Here is a 20,666-nt window from a genome sequence, read left to right on the forward strand (position 1 = left end):
GCCTGAACCTCTCAAAATGTCTGGTTATAGGCGCCGACAGAAGGATTGCGCCTCAGGACCGCATCGACTGCCTCGAACATTTCGCGCCGACGCTCGGAAGAGACGGGACTTTCCACCACGACCACCAGTTCCGGTTTATTGGAAGAGGCCCGCACCAGCCCCCATGTACCATCCTCGGCCACCACGCGCACGCCATTGACGGTCACGAGGTCGGCGATCTTCTGGCCGGCAAAGGTCTCGCCGTTGCGCTTCATCGCTTCGAAGTCGGCGACGACCTTCTCGACCACGCCATATTTGAGCTCGTCGTCGCAATGCGGCGACATGGTCGGCGTGCCATAGGTCAAAGGCAAGGCCCGGTAGAGATCGGCCATCGACCTCTCAGGATTGCGGTCGAGCATCTGGCAAACTGCAATCGCCGTCACAATGCCATCGTCGTAGCCGCGCCCGATCGGCGGATTGAAGAAGAAGTGGCCCGACTTCTCGAAGCCTGCAATCGCCCCCAGTTCGGCCACGCGGCGCTTGAGATAGGAGTGGCCGGTCTTCCAGTAGTCGGTCCTCGCACCGTTTTCGGCGAGCACCTTGTCGGTGTTGAACAGACCGGTCGACTTGACGTCGACGACGAAGGTGGAGTTCGGATGGAGCGCGGAAATGTCCCGCGCCAGCATCACGCCGACCTTGTCGGCGAAGATTTCGTTGCCTTCATTGTCGACCACCCCGCAGCGGTCGCCGTCGCCGTCGAAGCCCAGGCCGACATCGGCGCCGGTCTCCAGCACCTTGTCGCGGATCGCATGCAGCATCTGCATGTCCTCCGGATTTGGATTGTAGCGCGGAAATGTGTGATCGAGCTCGACGTCAAGCGGAATGACCTCGCAGCCGATGCGCTCCAAAGCCTCGGGCGCGAAAGCGCCCGCGGTGCCGTTGCCGCAGGCCGCCACCACCTTCAGCTTGCGACCGATGCGATTGCCGGCCACCAAATCGTCGAGATAGACCTCGCGGAAGTTGGGCACGAACTCGTAAGCTCCGCCGCCCGTCAGGTCGAAATCACCCGCAAGAACGATCTCCTTCAGCGCCGACATCTCGTCGGGCCCGAAGGTCAGCGGGCGCGCAGCCCCCATCTTCACGCCGGTCCAGCCATTTTCGTTGTGAGAGGCTGTCACCATCGCGACCGAGGCCGTATCGAGCGCAAACTGGGCAAAATAGGCCATGGGCGACAGCGCCAGCCCGATGTCCTTGACCCGTGCGCCTGCAGCCATCAGCCCCGACACCAGCGCCAGCTTGATCGACAGCGAATAGGAGCGAAAATCATGGCCGGTGACGATATCCGGCCCCGCGCCCAGGCGGCGAATCAACGTACCAATCCCCATCCCCAGCGCCTGGACGCCGATCAGATTGAGCTCAGGCTGCTTGGTCGAGTTCGGATGCCCGAACCACCAGCGCGCGTCGTATTCGCGGAAACCGGTCGGCTTGACCAGGGCGCGGGTCTCGAACTCGAACGTATTGGGAGCCACTTGATCCAACGGCCTGATTCTCACGACTGCACTCCACTGCTGCCAAAAATGGGCACTTCTAGTCGGTACCGATTATCGCAAGATTGAGGCGGTGTCCCCCCCTCACCCAGCGTCAGAGAGAAGTTCGAAAGCACAACAAGAATACCCACTTGCGAAAAATTGTGCCAGCCGAACTTTGCTGCTTGCAGGATACCGAACCGGCAGCTATAAGCCCGCCCACTGGTCACGGAGTGTAGCGCAGCCTGGTAGCGCACATCGTTCGGGACGATGGGGTCGCAGGTTCGAATCCTGCCACTCCGACCAGTTAAATTTCCCGATATCCCGATCTCTTGTACGAAGAACCGCAGGGTTTGCACGTTGTGCGCCGGCAGGGCACGCCAACTGGCTCAGGCTCGTAAGGCCGAAGAATACCGCGCACGCCCCGTAGAATATTCTGGCGAAGACCAATCAGAATTTGCGGGCCGAAGAGTCCGGCATCCAGCCGATCAGCTCAATCTCGGTGGCAAAGAGACACTATGCCCCCGATCTTATGTTCGAGGCTGGAAGGCGTATTTGCGCGGAAGCTTCACCTCGCAATGCCGGGGTGTCACAATTCGCCAACGCCCTGATGGGCAAGCGCAGAATTGCGACCACGCCAACGCGGCCGTCCTCCCAGCCTATCCCGCTTGAGGACCACCATGGCGGCACTTTAGTTCGCCACGAAGTATCTGCCGGACCTGGTCCGGCGGACACAATCACGCCGTCTGGCGGAATTTCGTCTCGTCGATGGCAGCCGCCATGAGCGTCTTGGTGTAGGCTTCGCGCGGGTCGCTGAAGATCGCCTCGGTCGGCCCCTCCTCAACGATCTTCCCCTGCTTCATGACGATGATGTAGTCGGCCATGGCGCGGACCACGGCCAGATCGTGACTGATGAACAGGTAGGAAAGCTCGTGATCGGCTTGCAGCTTGCGCAGGAGCTCGACGATCTGCTTCTGCACCGAGCGATCCAGCGCCGAAGTCGGCTCATCGAGAACCACCACCTTCGGCTTCAGGATCATCGCGCGGGCAATGGCGATACGCTGGCGCTGACCGCCGGAAAACTCGTGCGGATAGCGGTTGCGCGCGGCTGGATCGAGACCGACCTCGCGAAGGGCCAAGACGGCACGTGCGTCCCGCTCCTTGGTCGACAACGAAGGCTCGTGGACGAGCAACCCCTCGGTGACGATCTGGCCCACCGTCATGCGCGGCGACAGCGAGCCGAACGGATCCTGGAACACCAGTTGCAGTTCGCGGCGCAATGGCCGCATGGCGCTCCTGTCGGCCTTGGACAGGTCATGATGATCGAAGCGGATCACCCCCTCGCTCGGCAGCAACCTGAGCAAGGCGCGTCCGAGCGTCGACTTGCCGGAGCCGGATTCGCCGACGATGCCGATGGTCTGGCCGCGTTTGAGCGTCACCGAGATTCGGTCCACGGCCTTGAGCAGCATCGGCGGGCCGGACAGGAAGCCGCCGCCGATCTTGAACTCGACCTCGACGTTGCGACCTTCGAGCAGGATCGGCGCATTGTCTGGCGGTGCCGCCTTGCGCCCGGTGGGCTCCGCGGCAAGCAGCATCTTGGTGTAGTCGTGGCGCGGATTGGCAAAGAGCTCGTCGGCCTTGCCTTCCTCGACGACCTCGCCAGCGCGCATGACATAGACCCGGTCGGCAAAGCGCCTGACAATACCCAGGTCATGCGTGATGAAGACGATCGCCATGCCGAGCTTGCGCTGCAACTCTGCGAGCAGCGTGAGAATCTGCGCCTGAATGGTGACATCGAGGGCCGTGGTCGGCTCGTCGGCGATCAAGATGTCGGGATCGTTGGCCAGCGCCATGGCGATCATCACGCGCTGGCGCTGGCCGCCCGACATCTCGTGAGGATACGACTTCAGCCGCCGCTCCGGATCCGGGATCTTGACCAGTTCGAGAAGCCTGAGCGCCTCGGCGCGAGCCGCCTTGGCGTCGAGACCCTGATGCCGCCGAATCGGCTCCATCAATTGGTTGCCGATGGTGTAGAGCGGATCGAGCGAGGTCATCGGCTCCTGGAAGATCATGCTGATCTTGCGCCCGCGGATTTTGTTGAGCCCCGCCTTGGGCAGCGTCAAAAGGTTCGTGCCGCGGTAATCCACCGCGCCCGTCGCCTCGCCATTGGAGGCGAGCAGGCCCATCGCCGCCATCATCGTCTGGCTCTTGCCTGAGCCGGATTCGCCGACCACGGCAACCGTCTCGCCAGCTTCGACGTGGAGATTGGTGCCCTTGACCGCCTCCACGACACCATCGAGCGTGCGGAAACGTACACGCAGGTCCTTGACCGAAAGGATCGTTTCGCCAGCCATCTCACCTGTCCTTCGGGTCGAGTGCATCGCGCAGCCCGTCGCCGATGAAGTTCAGCGCAAACAGCGTCGAGACGAGGAAAAACGCGGGGAACAACAGCAGCCAGTTTGCTGTGCCGATGTTCTTCGCGCCGGCAGAGATGAGCACGCCCCAGCTCGTCATCGGCTCCTGCACACCGAGCCCGAGGAACGACAGGAAGCTCTCGAGGATGATGACCTGCGGAACCAGTAGCGTCATGTAGATGACCACCGGTCCGAGCAGGTTGGGGATCACGTGCCGCTGCACGATCCCGCGCGACCTGACGCCGAGTGCCTCGGCGGCCTGGACATATTCCTGCCTTCGGATCGACAAGGCCTGTCCCCGCACGATACGCGCCATGTCGAGCCAAAGCACGGCCCCGACCGCCAGGAACATCAGCACGAAGTTTCGCCCGAAGAAGACGACCAGCATGATCACGAAGAAGATGAAGGGCAGCGAATAGAGCACGTCGACGATGCGCATCATCACCTCGTCGGTCTTGCCGCCCATGAAGCCGGAGGTGGCGCCGTAGACGACGCCGATCACCACCGCAACGATGCCTGCAAGCAATCCGATGGCAAGTGAAACGCGTCCCCCCATCAACGTCCGAGACAGAAGATCTCTACCCACGTTGTCGGTACCGAACAGAAAGTACTGCTGCTTGATCGAGGCGCTGACGACCATAGCAAGGCCGTCGGCCGACTTGCTCTCGACCTTGCCGTCGTCGAAGGTGTCGGAACGGTCGATGTAGCGGACGTTGCGTTCGTCGATCGGCTTGGTCGAGACGAGTGTCATGAACACACGCTCGTCCTCCTGCTTCCATTCCTTGAGATCGACACGCATGCGCTTGACCACGTCGTTCAAGGCCGTCTCGATCATTTCCGGTTTTGGATAGGCCGACAGGCTTGGCGGCGTACGCACATAGTCGGCATAGATGGTGGTGTACTGGTGCGGCACGAAATACGGGCCCACCACGCAAACCACTGCCATGCCGATCAGATAGAAAAGGCTGAACATCGCAGCCTTGTTCGCCTTCAGGCGCGCCCACGCATCGCCCCAAAGCGATCGCCCGACGACGGGCTCAGCTAAAACAGCATCAGTCATAGCGCACCCTCGGGTCGAAGAAGGCATAGAGGACGTCGACGATCAGATTGAAGGCGATCGTAAACAGCGCAATCACCACCACCGTACCCATGACCAGCGTGTAGTCTCGATTGAGTGCCGCTTCGACGAAGTAGCGGCCGACGCCGGGGATGGCGAAGATCGTTTCGACAACGATGGAACCCGTCAGTAGCGCCGCCGCCGCGGGACCCGCATAGGAAACGATGGGCAGGACCGCGCCGCGTAGCGCATGCTTGACCACGACCGACCAGTCGGAAAGGCCGAGCGCCCTGGCCGTGCGTATGTGGTTGGAGCGCAGTGATTCGATCATCGACCCGCGCATCAGGCGTGCAACGATGGCGATCTGCGGCAGTGACAGGGTGAGGATCGGGCCGATCTTGTTGATCAATGCGCCGTCGCCCCACCCACCGACCGGTAGCAGCTTCCAAGTCAGGCCGAACAGCAACTGGATGACAGGCGCGATGACGAAGGTCGGGATTGTGCTGCCGGCAGTGGCCAGCGCGATCACCGAATAATCGCCGAGCTTGTTCTGGTTGAGCGCGGCAACAATGCCCAGGATGCCACCGACAACTATAGCCAGCAGGAGCGCCAAGCCACCAAGCTGGATAGAAATGGGCAGTCCAGTGGCAAACAGTTCACCGACAGTGAAATCGGGCAAGTTGTAGCTCGGGCCGAGACTACCATGCGCCAAGTTGTTCAAATAGTTCAGATATTGTTGCCAGAGCGGATCATTCAGGCCGAATTGCGCTTCGAGGTTGGCCTTGATTTCCGGACTCAGTCCACGTTCTTGATTGAAAGGGCCGCCTGGAGCTACCCGGATCAGGAAGAACGCCAGCGTGACAATGACCAACATCGTCGGAATGGCGGTCAACAACCGCCTGAGTACATAACGCAGCATTTTTTGTCCGCCTTTTAGAAGAAAAGCCGCCGCCCCGAAACGGGGCGGCGGTTCGGCTGGACTTAGTTCTTGCTCATGAATCGAGTCGGATGACGATCCATCTGGTTGTCCTCAAAGCCTACGAGCTTCGGGGAAACGATATTGTGGTAGTTATAGTAGAGCAGCGGGATGTTGCCGACGTTGTCAACGAGAACCCTCTCAGCCTCGCTAAGCAGCTTGAAGCGCTCTTCGGGTTTTCCACCAGCTGCCGTGGCAGCCTTCATCAGTTCCTCAAACTTCGCATTGTTGAAGTTCGAGTAATTGTGTCCGTCCGCCTTGAGCGAGATTTCCAGGAAGGTTTCCGGATCGTTGTAGTCGGCGATCCAAGCGGCGCGGGCAACGTCATAGTCACCCTTCTGCTCGAGATGACCGTAGTGGGTCTTGGTGTCGGTATTCAGCAGCGTCGCTTCGATACCGAGCGGCTTGAGCTGTTCCTGGATCGCGACTGCCGTGTTCTTGTGGTTCTCCGACGTATTGTAGCGGATCTCCATCTTCAGCGGCTTGTCCGGACCATAACCGAGCTTCTCGAGGATCTTCTTGGCTTCGTCCTCGCGGTCGATCTGCGACTTGTCAGCGAATGCCGCCGGCGAAGTCGTATAGCCCTGAATGCCCGGAGGCACCATGGAATAGGCAGGAGACATTGAATTGCCCCAAACCTTCTCGGCCAAGAAGTCGCGGTCGATTGCCATCGAAACAGCATTGCGGAGTTCGACGTTGTCCCACGGCGCCTTATCGGTCTTGATCGCATAGTAGTATATGCCGAGATACGGATCGACACGAATTTGGTCGCCGAACTTGGCCTTCAGATCGGCAAGCTGCTCGGTAGGCAGATCGCCATAGCTGTCGAGTTCGCCAGCCTCGTAGCGCTTCATGGCCGACGAGCGGTCCTCAGTCGGAATGTAGTTTACTGTGTCGATCTTGACGTTGGCTGCGTCGTAGAACTTCGGGTTCTTGACGAGCTTGATGTGGTCGTTCGGGACCCATTCGGCCAGCGTGTACGCGCCATTGGAAATAAGGTTGCCCGGCTTGACCCAATCGGCTCCCAGCTTCTCGACCGATGCCTTGTTGACGGGGTAGGTAGACTGGTGGGTCAGAACCTCAAGGAAATACGGTGTCGGCGCAATCAGCGTGATTTCAAGCGTGTTCGCGTCGATCGCCTTTACACCAAGTTCTTCCGGCTTCTTGGTGCCCGCATTTACTTCCTTTGCGTTGACGACCTTCTGAAGCATTGACGCATATTCGGCCGCGGTCTTAGGGTCTTGGAGGCGCTGGAACGCATACACAAAATCCTCGGCAGTCACCGGGCTGCCGTCGGACCATGTCGCGCCCTGGCGCAGCTTGAAAGTGTATACGGTGCCGTCGTCGGACACGGTCCAGCTTTCAGCTGCTCCCGGGATGACTTCCGACTTCGCATTTTCCGTTACCAGACCTAGGAACATATCCCGCAGGATGTCCGCTTCATAGGTGGTGGACGTCTTGTGCGGATCGAGCGACTCCGGCTCTGCGGCGCTGCCGCGATTATAGACCACCTCGGCAAACGCAGGCACCGACAGCGCGCCCGCCGTCAGTGTAAGCGTCGTCGCGAACACAGTCGCTTTCAGCATGTTTTTAAGCATGTTTTCCATCTCCCAAATAGGCGTGTTCCCCGTAAAACACGGCCTCGCCTGGTTAGCGCCCGAATGCCGGATTTTTTCCGGTTTCGTTGAGCGAGCCGGCAGTTCCCATTGCCGGCGGTAGCTGAGACTATCCATGAGAATTTTTTATTTCAACACGGCTCCTGCTAACCTTAAGTCAACATGAGCAGGTTCAAACAAAGCGGCCGATGAAATAACCAAGCGGCGGCAAGGCGATACGGCCGGAATCGGCATCTCCCTCGGCTCCCGGAAAGTCGACCGAAAGCAGTTGGCCCGCCCAATCCTGAATTGGCCACCACGCCGCCTGTTCGGCAAAATTGAACACGCACAGCAGCCGCTCACCCTCCGCTTCCCGCACGAACGCCAGCACGTCACCATCTGCATCCAGAAGTGAAATCGCCCCATGGACAAGGGACGGATGGGCCCTGCGGGCGGCCAGCACCGCGCGATAGCGGGCCAGGACCGAGTCGTGATACCTTTGCTGGCGGTCTACAGCGAGGGCCCGGTGTTCAGGCGGGATCGGCAGCCAGGGCTTGCCATCCGAGAACCCGCCCTGTTCGGCCTGCGCCTCCCACACCATCGGCGTGCGGCAGCCGTCGCGGCCCTTGTAGCCGGGCCAGAATCGGATGCCGTAGGGATCGCGAAGGTCCTCGAAGGCGAGTTCCGCCTCCTCGAGGCCAAGCTCCTCGCCCTGGTAGATGCAGATCGAACCTCTGAGGCAGGCAAGCAGGCCGATGGAGAATTTCGCCACCGCCTCCGGGTCGCCGCCCGGCCGGGTCCAGCGTGTCACGTGGCGGATCACGTCATGGTTGGAGAAGGCCCAGCAGACCCAGCCATCGACCACCGCCGCCTCGAAATCGGCAATGCATTTGCGGACATGGCTTGCCGAGAATTTCGGGCCAAGCAGGTCAAAGGTGTAGCACATATTGAGCTTGTCGCCGCCGGAGGTGTAGGCTGCCACCGTCTGTAGCGAGCGCTCGCCGTCGCCCACCTCACCCACCGAAGCGCGCGCGCCATACTGGTCGAGCAGCGCGCGGAAACGCTTGAGAAAGCCGATGTTTTCAGGCTGCGTCTTGTCGAACAGGTGGTCCTGGTATTCGTATGGATTTTTCTCGTCGATCTCGCCGGAAATGCTCCTTGCGAGTGGCGGATTGTCCCTCAGCCACCTGTCGTGGACGTAGAAATTGACCGTGTCGAGCCGGAAACCGTCGACACCGCGGTCGAGCCAGAACCGCACGGTCTCCAGCAGCGCTTCCTGAACTTCGGGATTGTGAAAATTGAGATCGGGCTGCGCGGCAAGGAAGTTGTGCAGGTAATATTGCCTGCGCGTCGAATCCCACTCCCAGGCCGGGCCGCCGAAGATCGACAGCCAGTTGTTGGGGGCGGTGCCGTCAGCCTTGGGCTCGGCCCAGACGTACCAGTCGGTTTTGGGATTGTCGCGGCTCGAGCGGCTTTCGACGAACCATGGATGGCTGTCGGACGAATGCGACAGCACCTGGTCGATGATGACCTTGAGCCCGAGGCGATGCGCCTCGGCGACCAGCGCATCGAAGTCCTCGATCGTGCCGAACATCGGATCGACGGCGCAATAGTCGGACACGTCGTAGCCCATGTCGGCCATCGGCGACTTGAAGAAGGGCGACAGCCAGACGGCATCGACGCCCAGCGAGGCAATGTGCGGCAGCCGCTGCATGATGCCGGCAAGGTCGCCGCTGCCGTCGCCGGTGCTGTCCTGATAGGAGCGCGGATAGACCTGATAGATGACGCAGCCGCGCCACCAGTCGGCATTCGACGCCGCACCTTTTTTCGCCTTCATCGCCCATCTCCTGCAGGATTTTCCGTCGCTCGCTCGCGCGCGAAACAGACGTTGCGCGCCGAAACCGGGAAGCGAGTGCCAGCCGGCTCCGCCCCGTCCATGGCATCAACCCAAGTGAAGCCCCAGCGCGCAGGCAACAGAAAGCTGGCATCGCGACGCGCGCCGTTGACCATGACGGCCAGGCGGCCGCCGGTGGCCGTGCCGTCGGCGAGGAGCATGACGAGGCGGTGCCTGTCGGGATCGTTCCAGTTGGCCTCCGTCATCGGCCTTCCGTCCTCGGTCAGCCACTCGACGTCAGGAATTTCCCTTCCCGCTGCCGCTGTCCCGGTGAGAAAAGCCAGTTCGCCAAGGGCGGGAGCGGCTCGCCTCAGTTCAGCAAGCCGCGCGACGAAAGTCTCCAGCTCCAGGTCGCGTCCGGTCCAGTCGAGCCAGGTCAGTTCGTTGTCCTGCGCATAGGCATTGTTGTTGCCGCGTTGGCTGCGCCCAAACTCGTCACCCGCCGTCAGCATGATCGCGCCGCGCGAGGCAAACAGCGTCGAAAGCAACGCGCGCACGTCGCGCGCACGCTCGGCCGCTATCTCGGGGTCGCGGCTCTCGCCCTCGACGCCGTTGTTCCAGGAAAAATTCTCGTTGTGACCGTCGTGATTGTGCTCGCCATTGGCCTCGTTGTGCTTGCGCTCGTAGCGAACGATATCGGCCAGCGTCATGCCGTCATGGGCAGCGGCGAAATTGACGCTTCGCGTGCGCCTGCCCCCGCCAAAAATGTCGGACGAGCCGGCAAGCCGCGTGGCGAGCGCCCCCACCAAAGCGCGGTCGCCGCGCCAGAACCGCCTGACATCGTCGCGATAGCGGTCATTCCATTCGAGAAAGCCGTCGGGAAAACCGCCCAGACGATAGCCGTTGTGCCCGACATCCCAAGGTTCGGCGATCAGGATGCGGTCGCCGATCACGGGGTCGTCACGCATTGCCCGGAGCAGCGGCGCATCGGCGACAAACTCGCCGCCGACCCGGCCCAGCACGGGAGCAAGGTCGAAGCGAAAACCATCGACGCCGGCATGGAGAACGAAGTGCCTGAGACTGTCGAGGATGAGTTCGCGCACGACCGGATGGTCGCAGGCGACCGTGTTGCCGGTGCCGGTGTCGTTGGCGTATCGGCCAGAACCATCGCTCGACAGGCGATAGTAGGCGCGGTTGTCGAGCCCGCGCAGCGATAGCGTCGGCCCGAACTCATCGCTCTCGGCGGTGTGGTTGAAGACGAGATCGAGGATCACGCCGATGCCGGCGGCGTGGAGTGCGGCCACGGTTTCGCGGAGGTCGGCGATTCCGTTCGGCGCCAGACGCGGGTCGAGCGCCATGAAGGTAACAGGATTGTAGCCCCAGGCGTTGCTAAGGCCCAGCGCTGGCAGATGCCGCTCGTCCATCGTCGCGGTGACCGGCATCAGTTCAACCGCCGAGACGCCGAGCTTCACGAGATGCGCGATGACCGCCGGCTCGGCCAGCGCACGGATCGTCCCGCGCAGATGTTCCGGCACATCAGGATGGCGCATCGAAAAGGTGCGCACCGGCACCTCGTAGATCAACCCAGCCGGACTGAACAGCGGTGGCGCAGCGGCGACGGTCGGAAGCCTGGTCACGACCGCCGTCGGCATCAGCGGCGCCGTATCACCGCCCTCCCCACGCGGCGCGGCTAGACGCTGGTCGTAGCGGTAGGGCCGGTCGATCCGCAGCGCATAGGGATCGACCAGCAGCTTGTCGGGATCGAACCAGAAACCCTCGCCAGGCGCATATCTGCCCTCGGCGCGATAGCCGTAGCGGGTGCCTTCCCCCAGTCCCGGAACGGACAGCGAGAAGACCCCGCCGCCCGTTTGAACCAGTTCCAGGCGATCGGCCTCGCGATCCCCCGAAGCGTCGAAGATCGAAACCCAGATACGCTCGGCATCACCCGACCAGACCGAAAAGCGGATGCCGCCGTCGTCAACCGTCGCACCCAGGGTTGTCTTGGTGCGACGTTGGGTCATTGGGCAGGGACGACGGTGACGGCCAATCTCACGTAATCACACTCGGCTTTTCGCGGCCGGTATGACGGCGGATACCGGCAATGTCCTCGGCGGCCTGGATCAGGTCGGCGAGGGCTTGCTGCGTGTCGAGATCGTGCCGCGCCGGATCGGGCTCGTAGCGTTCGATATAGACCCGCACTGTCGCCCCCGACGTGCCGGTCCCCGAAAGCCTGAAGACGACGCGCGAACCGCCCTCAAACATGATGCGGATGCCCTGGTTCCGGCTCACCGACCCGTCGACCGGATCGAGATAGGTGAAGTCGTCGGCGCCGGCGATCTTCATGCCCCGCACGACGCTGCCCGGCAGCGAAGCGAGCTTGCCCCGCAACTCATCGACCAGCGCATTGGCCCGCTCGGTCTCGACCTCCTCGTAGTCGTGGCGCGAGTAGTAGTTGCGGCCATAGGTCGCCCAGTGCTTGGTCGCGATCTCCTTGGCACTCTCGCCGCGAACCGCCAGGATGTTGAGCCACAACAGCACGGCCCACAGCCCGTCCTTTTCGCGTACGTGGTCGGAGCCGGTGCCGGCACTTTCCTCGCCGCAGATCGTCGCCATGCCGGCGTCGAGCAGATTGCCGAAGAACTTCCAGCCAGTCGGCGTCTCATACATGCCGATGCCGAGCTTTTCGGCCACCCGGTCAGCCGCACCGCTGGTCGGCATCGACCGGGCGATACCCTTGAGCCCGGCCTTGTAGCCAGGCGCCAGATGGGCGTTGGCAGCAAGCATCGCCAACGAATCCGACGGCGTGATGAAGATGCCGCGACCGATGATCAGGTTGCGGTCGCCGTCACCGTCGGAGGCGGCGCCGAAATCCGGCGCATTGGGCCCCATCATTTCGTCATAGAGGTGCTTGGCGTGAACGAGATTGGGATCGGGATGGTGGCCGCCGAAATCCTCGAGCGGAATGAAATTGCGCGCCGTGCCCTCGGGCGCGCCGAGCCGCCGTTCGAGGATCTCCTTGGCATAGGGACCGGTGACTGCATGCATCGCATCGAAGCGCATGCGGAAGCCCGACTTGAACAGGGCGCGCAACGCGTCGAAATCGAAGAGCGTCTCCATCAGTTCGGCATAGTCGGTCACCGGGTCGACGACTTCTACCGCCATGCCACCAGCATCGACGGTGCCGACACGATCGAGATCGACGTGGCCGATGTCGGCGATCTTGTAGCTGGTGATCGCCTTGCTGCGGGCGTAGATCGCATCCGTCAGCTTTTCGGGTGCGGGACCACCGTTTTCGGCATTGTACTTGATGCCGAAATCCTCGCGTGGGCCGCCGGGATTGTGGCTGGCCGACAGGATGATGCCGCCAAAGGCCTTGCGCTTGCGGATCAGGTTGGAGGCTGCAGGCGTCGACAGGATGCCGCCCTGGCCGACCACGACGCGACCGAATCCGTTAGCCGCAGCCATGGTGATCACTTTCTGGATCACCTCGCGATTGTAGAAGCGGCCGTCGCCGCCGACGACCAGCGTCTTGCCGGCGAAACCCTGGAGCGAATCGAACACCGACTGGATGAAGTTTTCGGCATAGTTCGGCTGCTGGAAAACGGGCACCTTCTTGCGCAGGCCCGAGGTTCCGGGCTTCTGGTCGTCATAGGGAGTGGTGGAGACGGTTCGGATCATTTTCATGCAGCCCTTTTCGCAATCAGTGTCCGGTAGAGCGCGGCGTATTTCCGCGCGCTGCGGTCCCAGGACACATCCGCTTTCATGCCCTGCCGCTGCAACGAGGTCCAGTCGGCCGGGTCGGCATATAGGGCGTTGGCGCGCAAAATGGCATGATGGAAGGCGCCGGCATTTTCCGGCGCGAACTGGAACCCGGTGGCCACACCTGCCGAAACCGCCGCCTCGTTGGCGTCGATGATTGTGTCGGCAAGTCCGCCGGTGCGGGCGACGATCGGCACGCAGCCATAGCGCAGACCATAAAGCTGGGTCAGGCCGCAAGGCTCGAAGCGCGATGGAATCAGGATGCCGTCAGCGCCGCCCTGGAGCAGATGCGACAGCCCCTCGTCATAGCCGATGACGACGCCGACCCGGCCGCGATGGCGTGCCGCGGCTGCCAGAAGCGCACCTTCCAGCCCGGCATCGCCCGATCCCAGGATCGCCAGCCGCGCACCGGATGCAACGACCGGATCGAGGATGGAGGTGAGTATGTCGATGCCCTTCTGCCAGGTCAGCCGGCTGACCACGCAGTAGATCGGGCCCTCGTCGCGGTCGAGCACCATGCGCTCTTCGATCGCCCCCTTGTTGGTCTTGCGCTCCTTGAGGCTGCTGGCCGAATAGGTCGCCGCAAGATGCCTGTCGGTCTCAGGGTTCCAGATGTCGACGTCGATGCCGTTGACGATGCCGTGGAGCTCGGGCGCGCGCAGGTTCAGCAGTCCGTCGAGCCCCATGCCGAATGCCGGCGTGCGGATCTCCTGCGCATAGGTCGGGCTGACCGTCGTGATGGCAGAGGCCGCCTGCAAGCCAGCCTTGAGGAAACCGACGCCGCCATAATATTCAACGCCGTCGAGCGCCATCGCCTGCTGGGGCAGCCCCAGCCCCGCAAAGATGCTGGCGGCGAACTGGCCCTGGAAGGCGAGGTTGTGAACCGTCATCACCGACGGCACATTGGCAGCCTCACCGTAGCGCATGTAGGCAAGCGTCATCGCCGACTGCCAGTCATGCGCATGCACGATGTCGGGCTTGTAGCCGCTGACGACTCCGGCGGCGATGTCGGCGCCGACACGGCCAAGTGCGGCAAAACGTTTCCAGTTGTCCTGCCAGTCGGCGCCCGTCGCGTCGCCATAGGGGCCGCCGGGGCGGTCGAAGAGATGCGGCGCGTCAAGCACCAGCAGGTCGAGCCCGGCCACTTCGGCGGCAACAAGCGCTGCCTTGCCGCCCTGCAGCGAAGCATATTGATGGACAGCCCTATTTTTCTTGAGCGCGCTCATCACGGCCGGATAGCCGGGCACCAGGCTGCGCGTCGCGACGCCCAGCCCGGCGAGCGCCACGGGCAGCGCCCCCGCCACGTCGGCCAGCCCGCCGGTCTTGATCAGCGGAAATATCTCGGGCGTGACCGAAAGCACCTGCACCAATTAAAGCTCCAGCCTGTTGATCATGTCCTGGGTGATCAGGCAGATGCCCTTTTCCGAGACGCGGAAGCGCTTGGCGTCGAGTTCCGGATCCTCGCCCACCACCAGGCCCTCCGGGATCTGTACACCATGATCGATGACAACTCTTTTAAGCCGGGCGTAGCGGCCGACATGGCAGGCTGGCAGCATCACCACGTCCTCGAGCGAAGCAAAGGAATTGATCCGCGCGCCGGTGAAGATCAGGCTCCGCCGCAGCGTAGCGCCCGAGATGATGCAGTCGCCCGACACGAGTGACGAGATCGCCTGGCCGCGCCTTCCGTCTTCGTCATGGACGAATTTCGCCGGCGGCGTCAGTTCCGCATAAGTCCAGATCGGCCAGTTCCGGTCGTAGAGATCGAGTTCCGGCGTCACGTCGGTCAGGTCGATATTGGCCTCCCAATAGGCATCGACCGTGCCCACATCGCGCCAGTAGGCCTCCCCTTCCGTGCTCGAACGGATACAGGAGTTGGCGAAACGATGCGCGACGGCTTTGCCGTGATGAACGATGTAGGGGATGATGTCCTTGCCGAAGTCGCGGCTGGAGTTGGGTTCAACCGCATCGCGGCGCAGTTGCTCCATCAGGAACTTGGTATTGAAGACATAGATGCCCATCGAGGCGAGCGCGAAGTCGGGCCTGTCGGGCATTCCGGGCGGATCGTCGGGCTTCTCGATGAAGGAGATGATGTTGTCCTTGCTGTCGACATGCATGACGCCGAAGCCGGTCGCCTCCATGCGCGGCACCTCGAGGCAGCCGATGGTCACGTCGGCGCCGGCATCGACGTGCTGGCGCAGCATCAGTTCGTAGTCCATCTTGTAGATGTGGTCGCCGGCGAGGATGACCATGTATTCCGGGCCGTAGGCCTCGATGATGTCGATGTTCTGGAACACCGCGTCGGCCGTGCCTTCGTACCACTGCGTTTCCGACACACGCTGGCTGGCCGGCAGGATGTCGAAGCTCTCGTTGCGCTCGGGCCTGAGGAAGTTCCAGCCGCGTTGCAGATGGCGGATCAGCGAATGCGCCTTGTATTGGGTGGCGACGCCAAGGCGGCGGATGCCGGAGTTCAGCGCATTGGACAGCGCAAAATCGATGATGCGGGTCTTGCCGCCGAAATAGACCGCCGGTTTGGCGCGCCGGTCCGTCAGTTCCTTGAGCCGGCTGCCCCGACCGCCCGCAAGCACATAGGCCATGGCATCGCGTGCCAACGGCTGGTTTCTCTTGTCTTCCATGGCATCCTCCCTGCTCAGTCCGCCACAAGCTCCAGCATGATCGTCGCCAGCGGCGGCAAAAGCAGCATTGCCACTGCTCCTCCACCCTCCACCCGCTGCGCGCTGACCATGCCGCCATTGCCCTTGCCGGACCCGCCATAGTCGAGCGCGTCCGTATTGAAGATCTCACGCCACTTGCCGTCCTTGGGCAGCGGCAGGCTGTAGTTTTCGCGGGCCACCGGCGTGAAATTCGAGATCACCGCCATCGGCGCGCCGCCGGGCGCCTTGCGCAGCCAGGCGAAGACCGAATTCGCCGCGTCGTCGACGACCAGCCATTCGAAGCCTTCCGGCTCGCAGTCGCGCGCATGCAGTGCCGGCCGCGAGCGGTAAAGATAGTTGAGGTCGCGCACCAACTGCTTGACGCCGCGATGCGGGGCGAAGTCGAGCAGGTCCCAGTCGAGCGCCCTTGCCTCGCTCCACTCCCGGCGCTGGGCGAACTCCTGGCCCATGAACAACAGCTTCTTGCCGGGATAGCCCCACATGAAGGCGTAATAGGCGCGCAGCGTGGCAAACTTCTGCCAGTCGTCCCCGGCCATCTTGGCGAGCAGCGTGCCCTTGCCGTGCACCACCTCGTCATGGGAAAGCGGCAGCACGAAATTCTCGCTGAAGGCATATGTCAGCCCGAAGGTGATTTCGTTGTGGTGGTGCTTTCGGTGCACCGGCTCCTTGGAAAGGTATTCCAGCGTGTCATGCATGAAGCCCATGTTCCACTTGAAGCCGAAGCCCAACCCGCCCTCATGCACCGGCTGCGACACCTTCGGCCATGAGGTCGATTCCTCGGCGATCGTCATCACGCCGGGGTGAGCGCCATAGACTGACGCATTCATCTTCTGCAGGAATCGCACCGATTCCAGATTCTCCCGGCCACCGAACTCGTTGGGGATCCACTCGCCTTCCTTGCGCGAGTAGTCGAGGTAGAGCATCGAGGCGACCGCATCCACGCGCAAGCCGTCGACATGGTATTTCTCGGCCCAGAACAGCGCGTTGTTGACGAGGAAGGACACCACCTCGCGCCGGCCAAAATTGTAGATCGCGGTGTTCCAGTCGGGGTGAAATCCCTTGCGCGGGTCGGCATGCTCGTAAAGGGCGGTGCCATCGAAATGGGCGAGACCGTGCTCGTCGACCGGGAAATGCGCCGGCACCCAGTCGAGGATGACGCCGATGCCCGCCCGGTGGGCGCCGTCGACAAAGCGGGCAAATCCGTCGGGATCGCCGAAACGCGCCGACGGCGCGTAGAGCCCGGTCGTCTGGTAGCCCCATGACGGGTCGTAGGGATGTTCGGAGATCGGCAGGAATTCGATGTGGGTGAACCCGGTCTCGGCGACATAGGGGATCAGCCTGTCCGCCATCTCATCCCACGACAGGAACGAGCCGTCGTCGCGCCGCTGCCACGAGCCGGCATGCACCTCGTATATGCTGATCGGCTCGCGCCGGTGGTCGGCCGACTTCCAGTAGGCGCGGTGCTTGTCGTCGCCCCATTGATGCGCCGGAGGCGCGTCGGTGACCGAGGCAGTTGCCGGCCGCAGTTCGGAGCGGAAGGCAAACGGGTCGGCCTTGAGCGGAAGCCTGACGCCATGTGCGCCGATCAGCTCGAACTTGTAGGGCCGGCCGGGGCCGATTCCGGGAATGAAGATTTCCCAGATCCCGGTGTCCTGGCGCAGCCGCATCGGGTGGCGGCGGCCGTCCCAGTCGTTGAATTCACCGACCACTGAGACGCGCAACGCGTTGGGTGCCCAGACGGCGAAGTGAACGCCCTTGACGCCTTCGTGCGAAACCAGATGCGCGCCCAGCTTGTCGAACAGCCTGAGATGCGAGCCCTCGCCGATGAAGTAATCGTCCATCGGACCAAGCACCGGACCGAAACTGTAGGGATCGGTGATCCACCACTCGCCGCCGGCATTGCGCGCATGCAGCTTGATCGGCTGGCGCTTGCGGATGGAAAGCTTGCCCTCGAAAAAGCCGGCAGCATGACGAAGTTCAAGTTCGCCGCAGGCCTTTCCCTCCAGCGTATGGGCCGTGGCCGTCTCCGCATGCGGTATGAAGCAACGCTCCACAAAGCCGCTGTCGGCCTGCTGAATTCCCAAAACCGCGAACGGGTCGCCATGGGTCCCGTTGACGATCGCCTCGACATCGCCGTCCGTCGCCCTTGCAGGCTCCGGCTTGGTCTCGGCGGCCGCGCGCGGCTTTTTCATGTTCAGGCGTCCCCTCCCTGTAATTTCGCGAGGTCACTGCATGCAATCACATCACGCCGGTACGTTCCAGATTTCTTTGGCGTATTGGCGGATGGTCCGGTCGGAAGAGAACCAGCCGACGCGCGCGACATTGTGGATGGCGCGCGCATACCAGTCGGGACTATTGCGCCAGACGGCGTCGACCTGGCGCTGGGCCGCGGAATAGGCGTCGAAGTCGGCAGCCACCATGAACCAGTCGTGCTGGTACAGCCCATCCATCAGATCGCGGTAGCGGCCGGGATCGTCAGGCGAAAAGACGCCTGACGAGATCGCTGCGATCGCCTGCTTCAGTTCCGGCGACCCGTCGATCACCGCCTCTGGCTGGTATCCATTGGCGCGGCGCTGCGCGACCTCCTCGGCGGTCAGCCCGAAGATGAAGATATTGTCGTCACCGACATGTTCCTTGATCTCGACATTGGCACCGTCGAGCGTGCCGATGGTGAGTGCGCCATTGAGCGCGAACTTCATGTTGCCGGTACCGGACGCTTCCATGCCGGCGGTCGAGATCTGCTCGGAAAGGTCGGCCGCCGGTATCAGGATCTCGGCGGCGCTGACATTGTAGTTCGGCACGAAGACGACCTTCAGCAGGCCGCGCACCGACGGGTCACGGTTGATCACCTTGGCCACGTCATTGGCCAGTTTGATAATCAGCTTGGCGTTGTGGTAGCTGGGTGCCGCCTTGCCGCCGAAGAACTTCACCCGCGGCGTCCATTCGCGCTCGGGATGCGAGCGGATCTGGTCGTAGAGCGCCACCGCCTCGATGATGTTCAATAGCTGGCGCTTGTATTCGTGGATGCGCTTGATCTGGATGTCGAACAGCGCCGACGGATCAACCCGGATGCCAAGCCGCTCGGCGACCAGGTTCGACAGGCGTTGCTTGTTCGCCCGCTTCACCGCCGCAAATTGCTCGCGGAAACCCGCGTCCCCAGCGAGCGGATCGAGGTCGCGTATCGCCTCGATGTCGTCGAGGAAGCGATCGCCAATGGCCTCGCGCACCAGGCCAGTCAGGCCGGGGTTGCACTGGATGAGCCAGCGGCGCGGGGTGATGCCATTGGTCTTGTTGTTGATCCGGTGCGGATAGAGCCGGTGGAGGTCGGCGAACACCGTCTCCTTCATCAACTCGGTATGGAGCGCCGACACGCCGTTGACGCTGTGCGATCCGACAAAGGCCAGATTACCCATGCGGACACGGCGCCCGCCATCCTCCTGGATCAGCGAGATGCAACTGATCTGCTCGTCGTCGAAACGGCCGGTGGCGCGCGCCTCGAGCAGGACTTCGGCATTGATCGCGTAGACGATCTGCATATGCCGCGGCAGCAGCCGCTCGAACAGTGGCACCGGCCAGCTTTCCAGCGCCTCGGGCAACAGCGTGTGGTTGGTGTAGGCGAATGTACTCTTGGTGATGCCCCAGGCGGTGTCGAAATCCAGCCCGTGGACGTCCATCAGCAGTCGCATCAGTTCGGGCACGGCGACCGCCGGGTGGGTGTCGTTGAGATGGATCGAGGCCTTTTCCGGCAGCGCGTTCAGATCACCATACTGGCTGAGATGGCGCTGCAGGATGTCCTGCAGCGAGGCGGTCGAGAAGAAATATTCCTGCCGCAGCCTGAGCTCCTGTCCGGCCGGCGTGGCGTCGGCGGGATAGAGCACCCGCGAAAGCGCATCGGCCTTGTTGCTCTCCGCCAAGGCGCCGATATGGTCACCGGCGTTGAACCGGTCGAGCAGGATCGGGTCGACCGGCATGCCGGACCAGAGCCGCAGCGTGTTGACGCGCTTGCCGCGCCAGCCGACGACAGGTGTGTCATAGGGAACCGCAAGCATGTGCTCCGTCGGCTTCCAGACGTGACGCTCGAGCCGACCGTCCTTGGCCGTGACCGACTCCACCGATCCGCCGAAGCCGACCTCGAAGGCGCGCTCGCGGCGTTCGAACTCCCAGGGGTTGCCGTGCTCCAGCCAGGTCTCCGGTAGCTCGACCTGCCAGCCATCCTGGATTTCCTGGCGGAACATGCCGTTGGCGTAGCGAATGCCGTAGCCATGGGCGGGGATGTCGACCGTCGCCATGCTTTCCATGAAGCAGGCGGCAAGGCGCCCGAGGCCGCCATTGCCGAGCGCAGCGTCAGGCTCCAGCTTGGCAATGACGTCGAACTCGACGCCGAGCGAGGCCAGCGCCTCGCGCATCGCCTCCATCAGGCCGAGATTGGAGAAGGCGTCGCGCATCAGTCGGCCGATCAGGAACTCCAGCGACAGGTAGTAGACCCGCTTAGCGCTTTCCTCATAGGCCTCCTTGGTCGACGAGATCCACTCGTCAACGATGCGGTCGCGCACGACCTTGATGGATGCGGTCAGCCAGTCGTAGTCGGTGGCAACCGTGGCATCCTTGCCGATGCGGTATTTCAGCGCCTGCAGAATTTCGTCGGCAAGTGCCTGGGGGTTGGTGTCGCCCAACGGCGGATGGGAGAGTTTCGGGGGCATTGCGCGGGTCATCTTGCCTCTCGCATAGCTGGCCAGGTCGGCCACGTTGTCACTTCCCTCCCGATCCGACACCGATCCTCCTGTTCATGCTGGCCAACCGAGCCTATTTCCAATCGAATTGAATCTCCGCGTCAATATCCGGCGACGCGGAGAT

General features: G+C 62.6%; 12 protein-coding genes and 1 tRNA gene. 1 reads left to right on the forward strand and 12 read right to left on the reverse strand.

Annotation, left to right across the window (positions count from 1 at the left end; translation table 11 throughout):
• Nucleotides 1–11: 11 nt before the first annotated feature.
• Nucleotides 12–1,532: a phosphomannomutase/phosphoglucomutase gene (locus ABSY17_RS18390; protein WP_378943766.1), complete on the reverse strand. Its 1,521-nt coding sequence runs from the start codon at nucleotides 1,530–1,532 to the stop codon at nucleotides 12–14.
• Between the two features lie 202 nt (nucleotides 1,533–1,734).
• On the opposite strand from ABSY17_RS18390, the gene ABSY17_RS18395 reads away from it, so the two are divergent.
• Nucleotides 1,735–1,811 (forward strand) — tRNA-Pro (locus ABSY17_RS18395).
• Between the two features lie 431 nt (nucleotides 1,812–2,242).
• Here the strand turns inward: ABSY17_RS18395 and ABSY17_RS18400 are convergent.
• The 11 genes from ABSY17_RS18400 to ABSY17_RS18450 all read right to left on the reverse strand — a co-directional run bounded on the left by ABSY17_RS18400 (nucleotide 2,243) and on the right by ABSY17_RS18450 (nucleotide 20,524).
• Nucleotides 2,243–3,859, reverse strand: a complete 1,617-nt coding sequence (locus ABSY17_RS18400; protein WP_378943768.1) for an ABC transporter ATP-binding protein — start codon at nucleotides 3,857–3,859, stop codon at nucleotides 2,243–2,245.
• Between the two features lies 1 nt (nucleotide 3,860).
• Nucleotides 3,861–4,979, reverse strand: a complete 1,119-nt coding sequence (locus ABSY17_RS18405; protein ID WP_378943770.1) for an ABC transporter permease — start codon at nucleotides 4,977–4,979, stop codon at nucleotides 3,861–3,863.
• A complete protein-coding gene (locus ABSY17_RS18410; protein WP_378943772.1) occupies nucleotides 4,972–5,895 on the reverse strand; it encodes an ABC transporter permease subunit in 924 nt (307 codons plus the stop codon). Before ABSY17_RS18410 ends, ABSY17_RS18405 begins: the two co-directional genes overlap by 8 nt.
• A gap of 62 nt (nucleotides 5,896–5,957) precedes the next feature.
• Complete coding sequence (locus tag ABSY17_RS18415; protein WP_378943774.1) at nucleotides 5,958–7,550, reverse strand: peptide ABC transporter substrate-binding protein; 1,593 nt, start codon at nucleotides 7,548–7,550, stop codon at nucleotides 5,958–5,960.
• A gap of 190 nt (nucleotides 7,551–7,740) precedes the next feature.
• Nucleotides 7,741–9,384 carry an alpha-glucosidase family protein gene (locus tag ABSY17_RS18420; RefSeq protein WP_378943776.1) on the reverse strand — a complete coding sequence of 548 codons (1,644 nt, stop codon included), beginning with the start codon at nucleotides 9,382–9,384 and terminating at the stop codon, nucleotides 7,741–7,743.
• Nucleotides 9,381–11,402 carry a glycogen debranching protein GlgX gene (gene glgX / locus ABSY17_RS18425; RefSeq protein ID WP_378943778.1) on the reverse strand — a complete coding sequence of 674 codons (2,022 nt, stop codon included), beginning with the start codon at nucleotides 11,400–11,402 and terminating at the stop codon, nucleotides 9,381–9,383. The genes ABSY17_RS18420 and glgX overlap by 4 nt, the downstream gene beginning before the upstream one ends.
• Before the next feature lie 28 nt (nucleotides 11,403–11,430).
• Nucleotides 11,431–13,059 carry an alpha-D-glucose phosphate-specific phosphoglucomutase gene (locus ABSY17_RS18430; RefSeq protein WP_378952843.1) on the reverse strand — a complete coding sequence of 543 codons (1,629 nt, stop codon included), beginning with the start codon at nucleotides 13,057–13,059 and terminating at the stop codon, nucleotides 11,431–11,433.
• Between the two features lie 2 nt (nucleotides 13,060–13,061).
• Nucleotides 13,062–14,507, reverse strand: a complete 1,446-nt coding sequence (glgA, locus tag ABSY17_RS18435; protein WP_378952846.1) for a glycogen synthase GlgA — start codon at nucleotides 14,505–14,507, stop codon at nucleotides 13,062–13,064.
• Between the two features lie 3 nt (nucleotides 14,508–14,510).
• The gene (gene glgC / locus ABSY17_RS18440; protein ID WP_378943780.1) at nucleotides 14,511–15,773 is read right to left on the reverse strand and encodes a glucose-1-phosphate adenylyltransferase; all 1,263 of its coding nucleotides are present in this window, start codon (nucleotides 15,771–15,773) and stop codon (nucleotides 14,511–14,513) included.
• Between the two features lie 14 nt (nucleotides 15,774–15,787).
• Nucleotides 15,788–18,004 (reverse strand): 1,4-alpha-glucan branching protein GlgB, encoded by a 2,217-nt coding sequence (gene glgB / locus ABSY17_RS18445; RefSeq protein ID WP_378943782.1) that lies wholly within the window; start codon nucleotides 18,002–18,004, stop codon nucleotides 15,788–15,790.
• A 51-nt stretch (nucleotides 18,005–18,055) separates the two neighbouring features.
• On the reverse strand, nucleotides 18,056–20,524 hold the full coding sequence (locus ABSY17_RS18450) for a glycogen/starch/alpha-glucan phosphorylase (protein ID WP_378952849.1): 2,469 nt from the start codon (nucleotides 20,522–20,524) through the stop codon (nucleotides 18,056–18,058).
• Between the last annotated feature and the right edge of the window lie 142 nt (nucleotides 20,525–20,666).

Origin of the sequence: Mesorhizobium sp. ANAO-SY3R2, from assembly GCF_042466635.1 — a bacterium.
In the GTDB taxonomy this organism is placed as follows: Bacteria; Pseudomonadota; Alphaproteobacteria; order Rhizobiales; family Rhizobiaceae; genus Aminobacter.

Excerpts from the sequence above, each read along its gene's own strand:
- ABSY17_RS18410 (WP_378943772.1), bottom strand. The coding sequence starts at position 5,895 with ATGCTGCGTTATGTACTCAGGCGGTTGTTGACCGCCATTCCGACGATG.
- glgX (WP_378943778.1), bottom strand. The coding sequence starts at position 11,402 with ATGACCCAACGTCGCACCAAGACAACCCTGGGTGCGACGGTTGACGAC.
- ABSY17_RS18430 (WP_378952843.1), bottom strand. The coding sequence starts at position 13,059 with ATGATCCGAACCGTCTCCACCACTCCCTATGACGACCAGAAGCCCGGA.
- ABSY17_RS18450 (WP_378952849.1), bottom strand. The coding sequence starts at position 20,524 with ATGACCCGCGCAATGCCCCCGAAACTCTCCCATCCGCCGTTGGGCGAC.
- glgC (WP_378943780.1), bottom strand. The coding sequence starts at position 15,773 with ATGGAAGACAAGAGAAACCAGCCGTTGGCACGCGATGCCATGGCCTAT.
- ABSY17_RS18405 (WP_378943770.1), bottom strand. The coding sequence starts at position 4,979 with ATGACTGATGCTGTTTTAGCTGAGCCCGTCGTCGGGCGATCGCTTTGG.
- ABSY17_RS18415 (WP_378943774.1), bottom strand. The coding sequence starts at position 7,550 with ATGCTTAAAAACATGCTGAAAGCGACTGTGTTCGCGACGACGCTTACA.
- ABSY17_RS18400 (WP_378943768.1), bottom strand. The coding sequence starts at position 3,859 with ATGGCTGGCGAAACGATCCTTTCGGTCAAGGACCTGCGTGTACGTTTC.
- glgB (WP_378943782.1), bottom strand. The coding sequence starts at position 18,004 with ATGAAAAAGCCGCGCGCGGCCGCCGAGACCAAGCCGGAGCCTGCAAGG.
- ABSY17_RS18420 (WP_378943776.1), bottom strand. The coding sequence starts at position 9,384 with ATGAAGGCGAAAAAAGGTGCGGCGTCGAATGCCGACTGGTGGCGCGGC.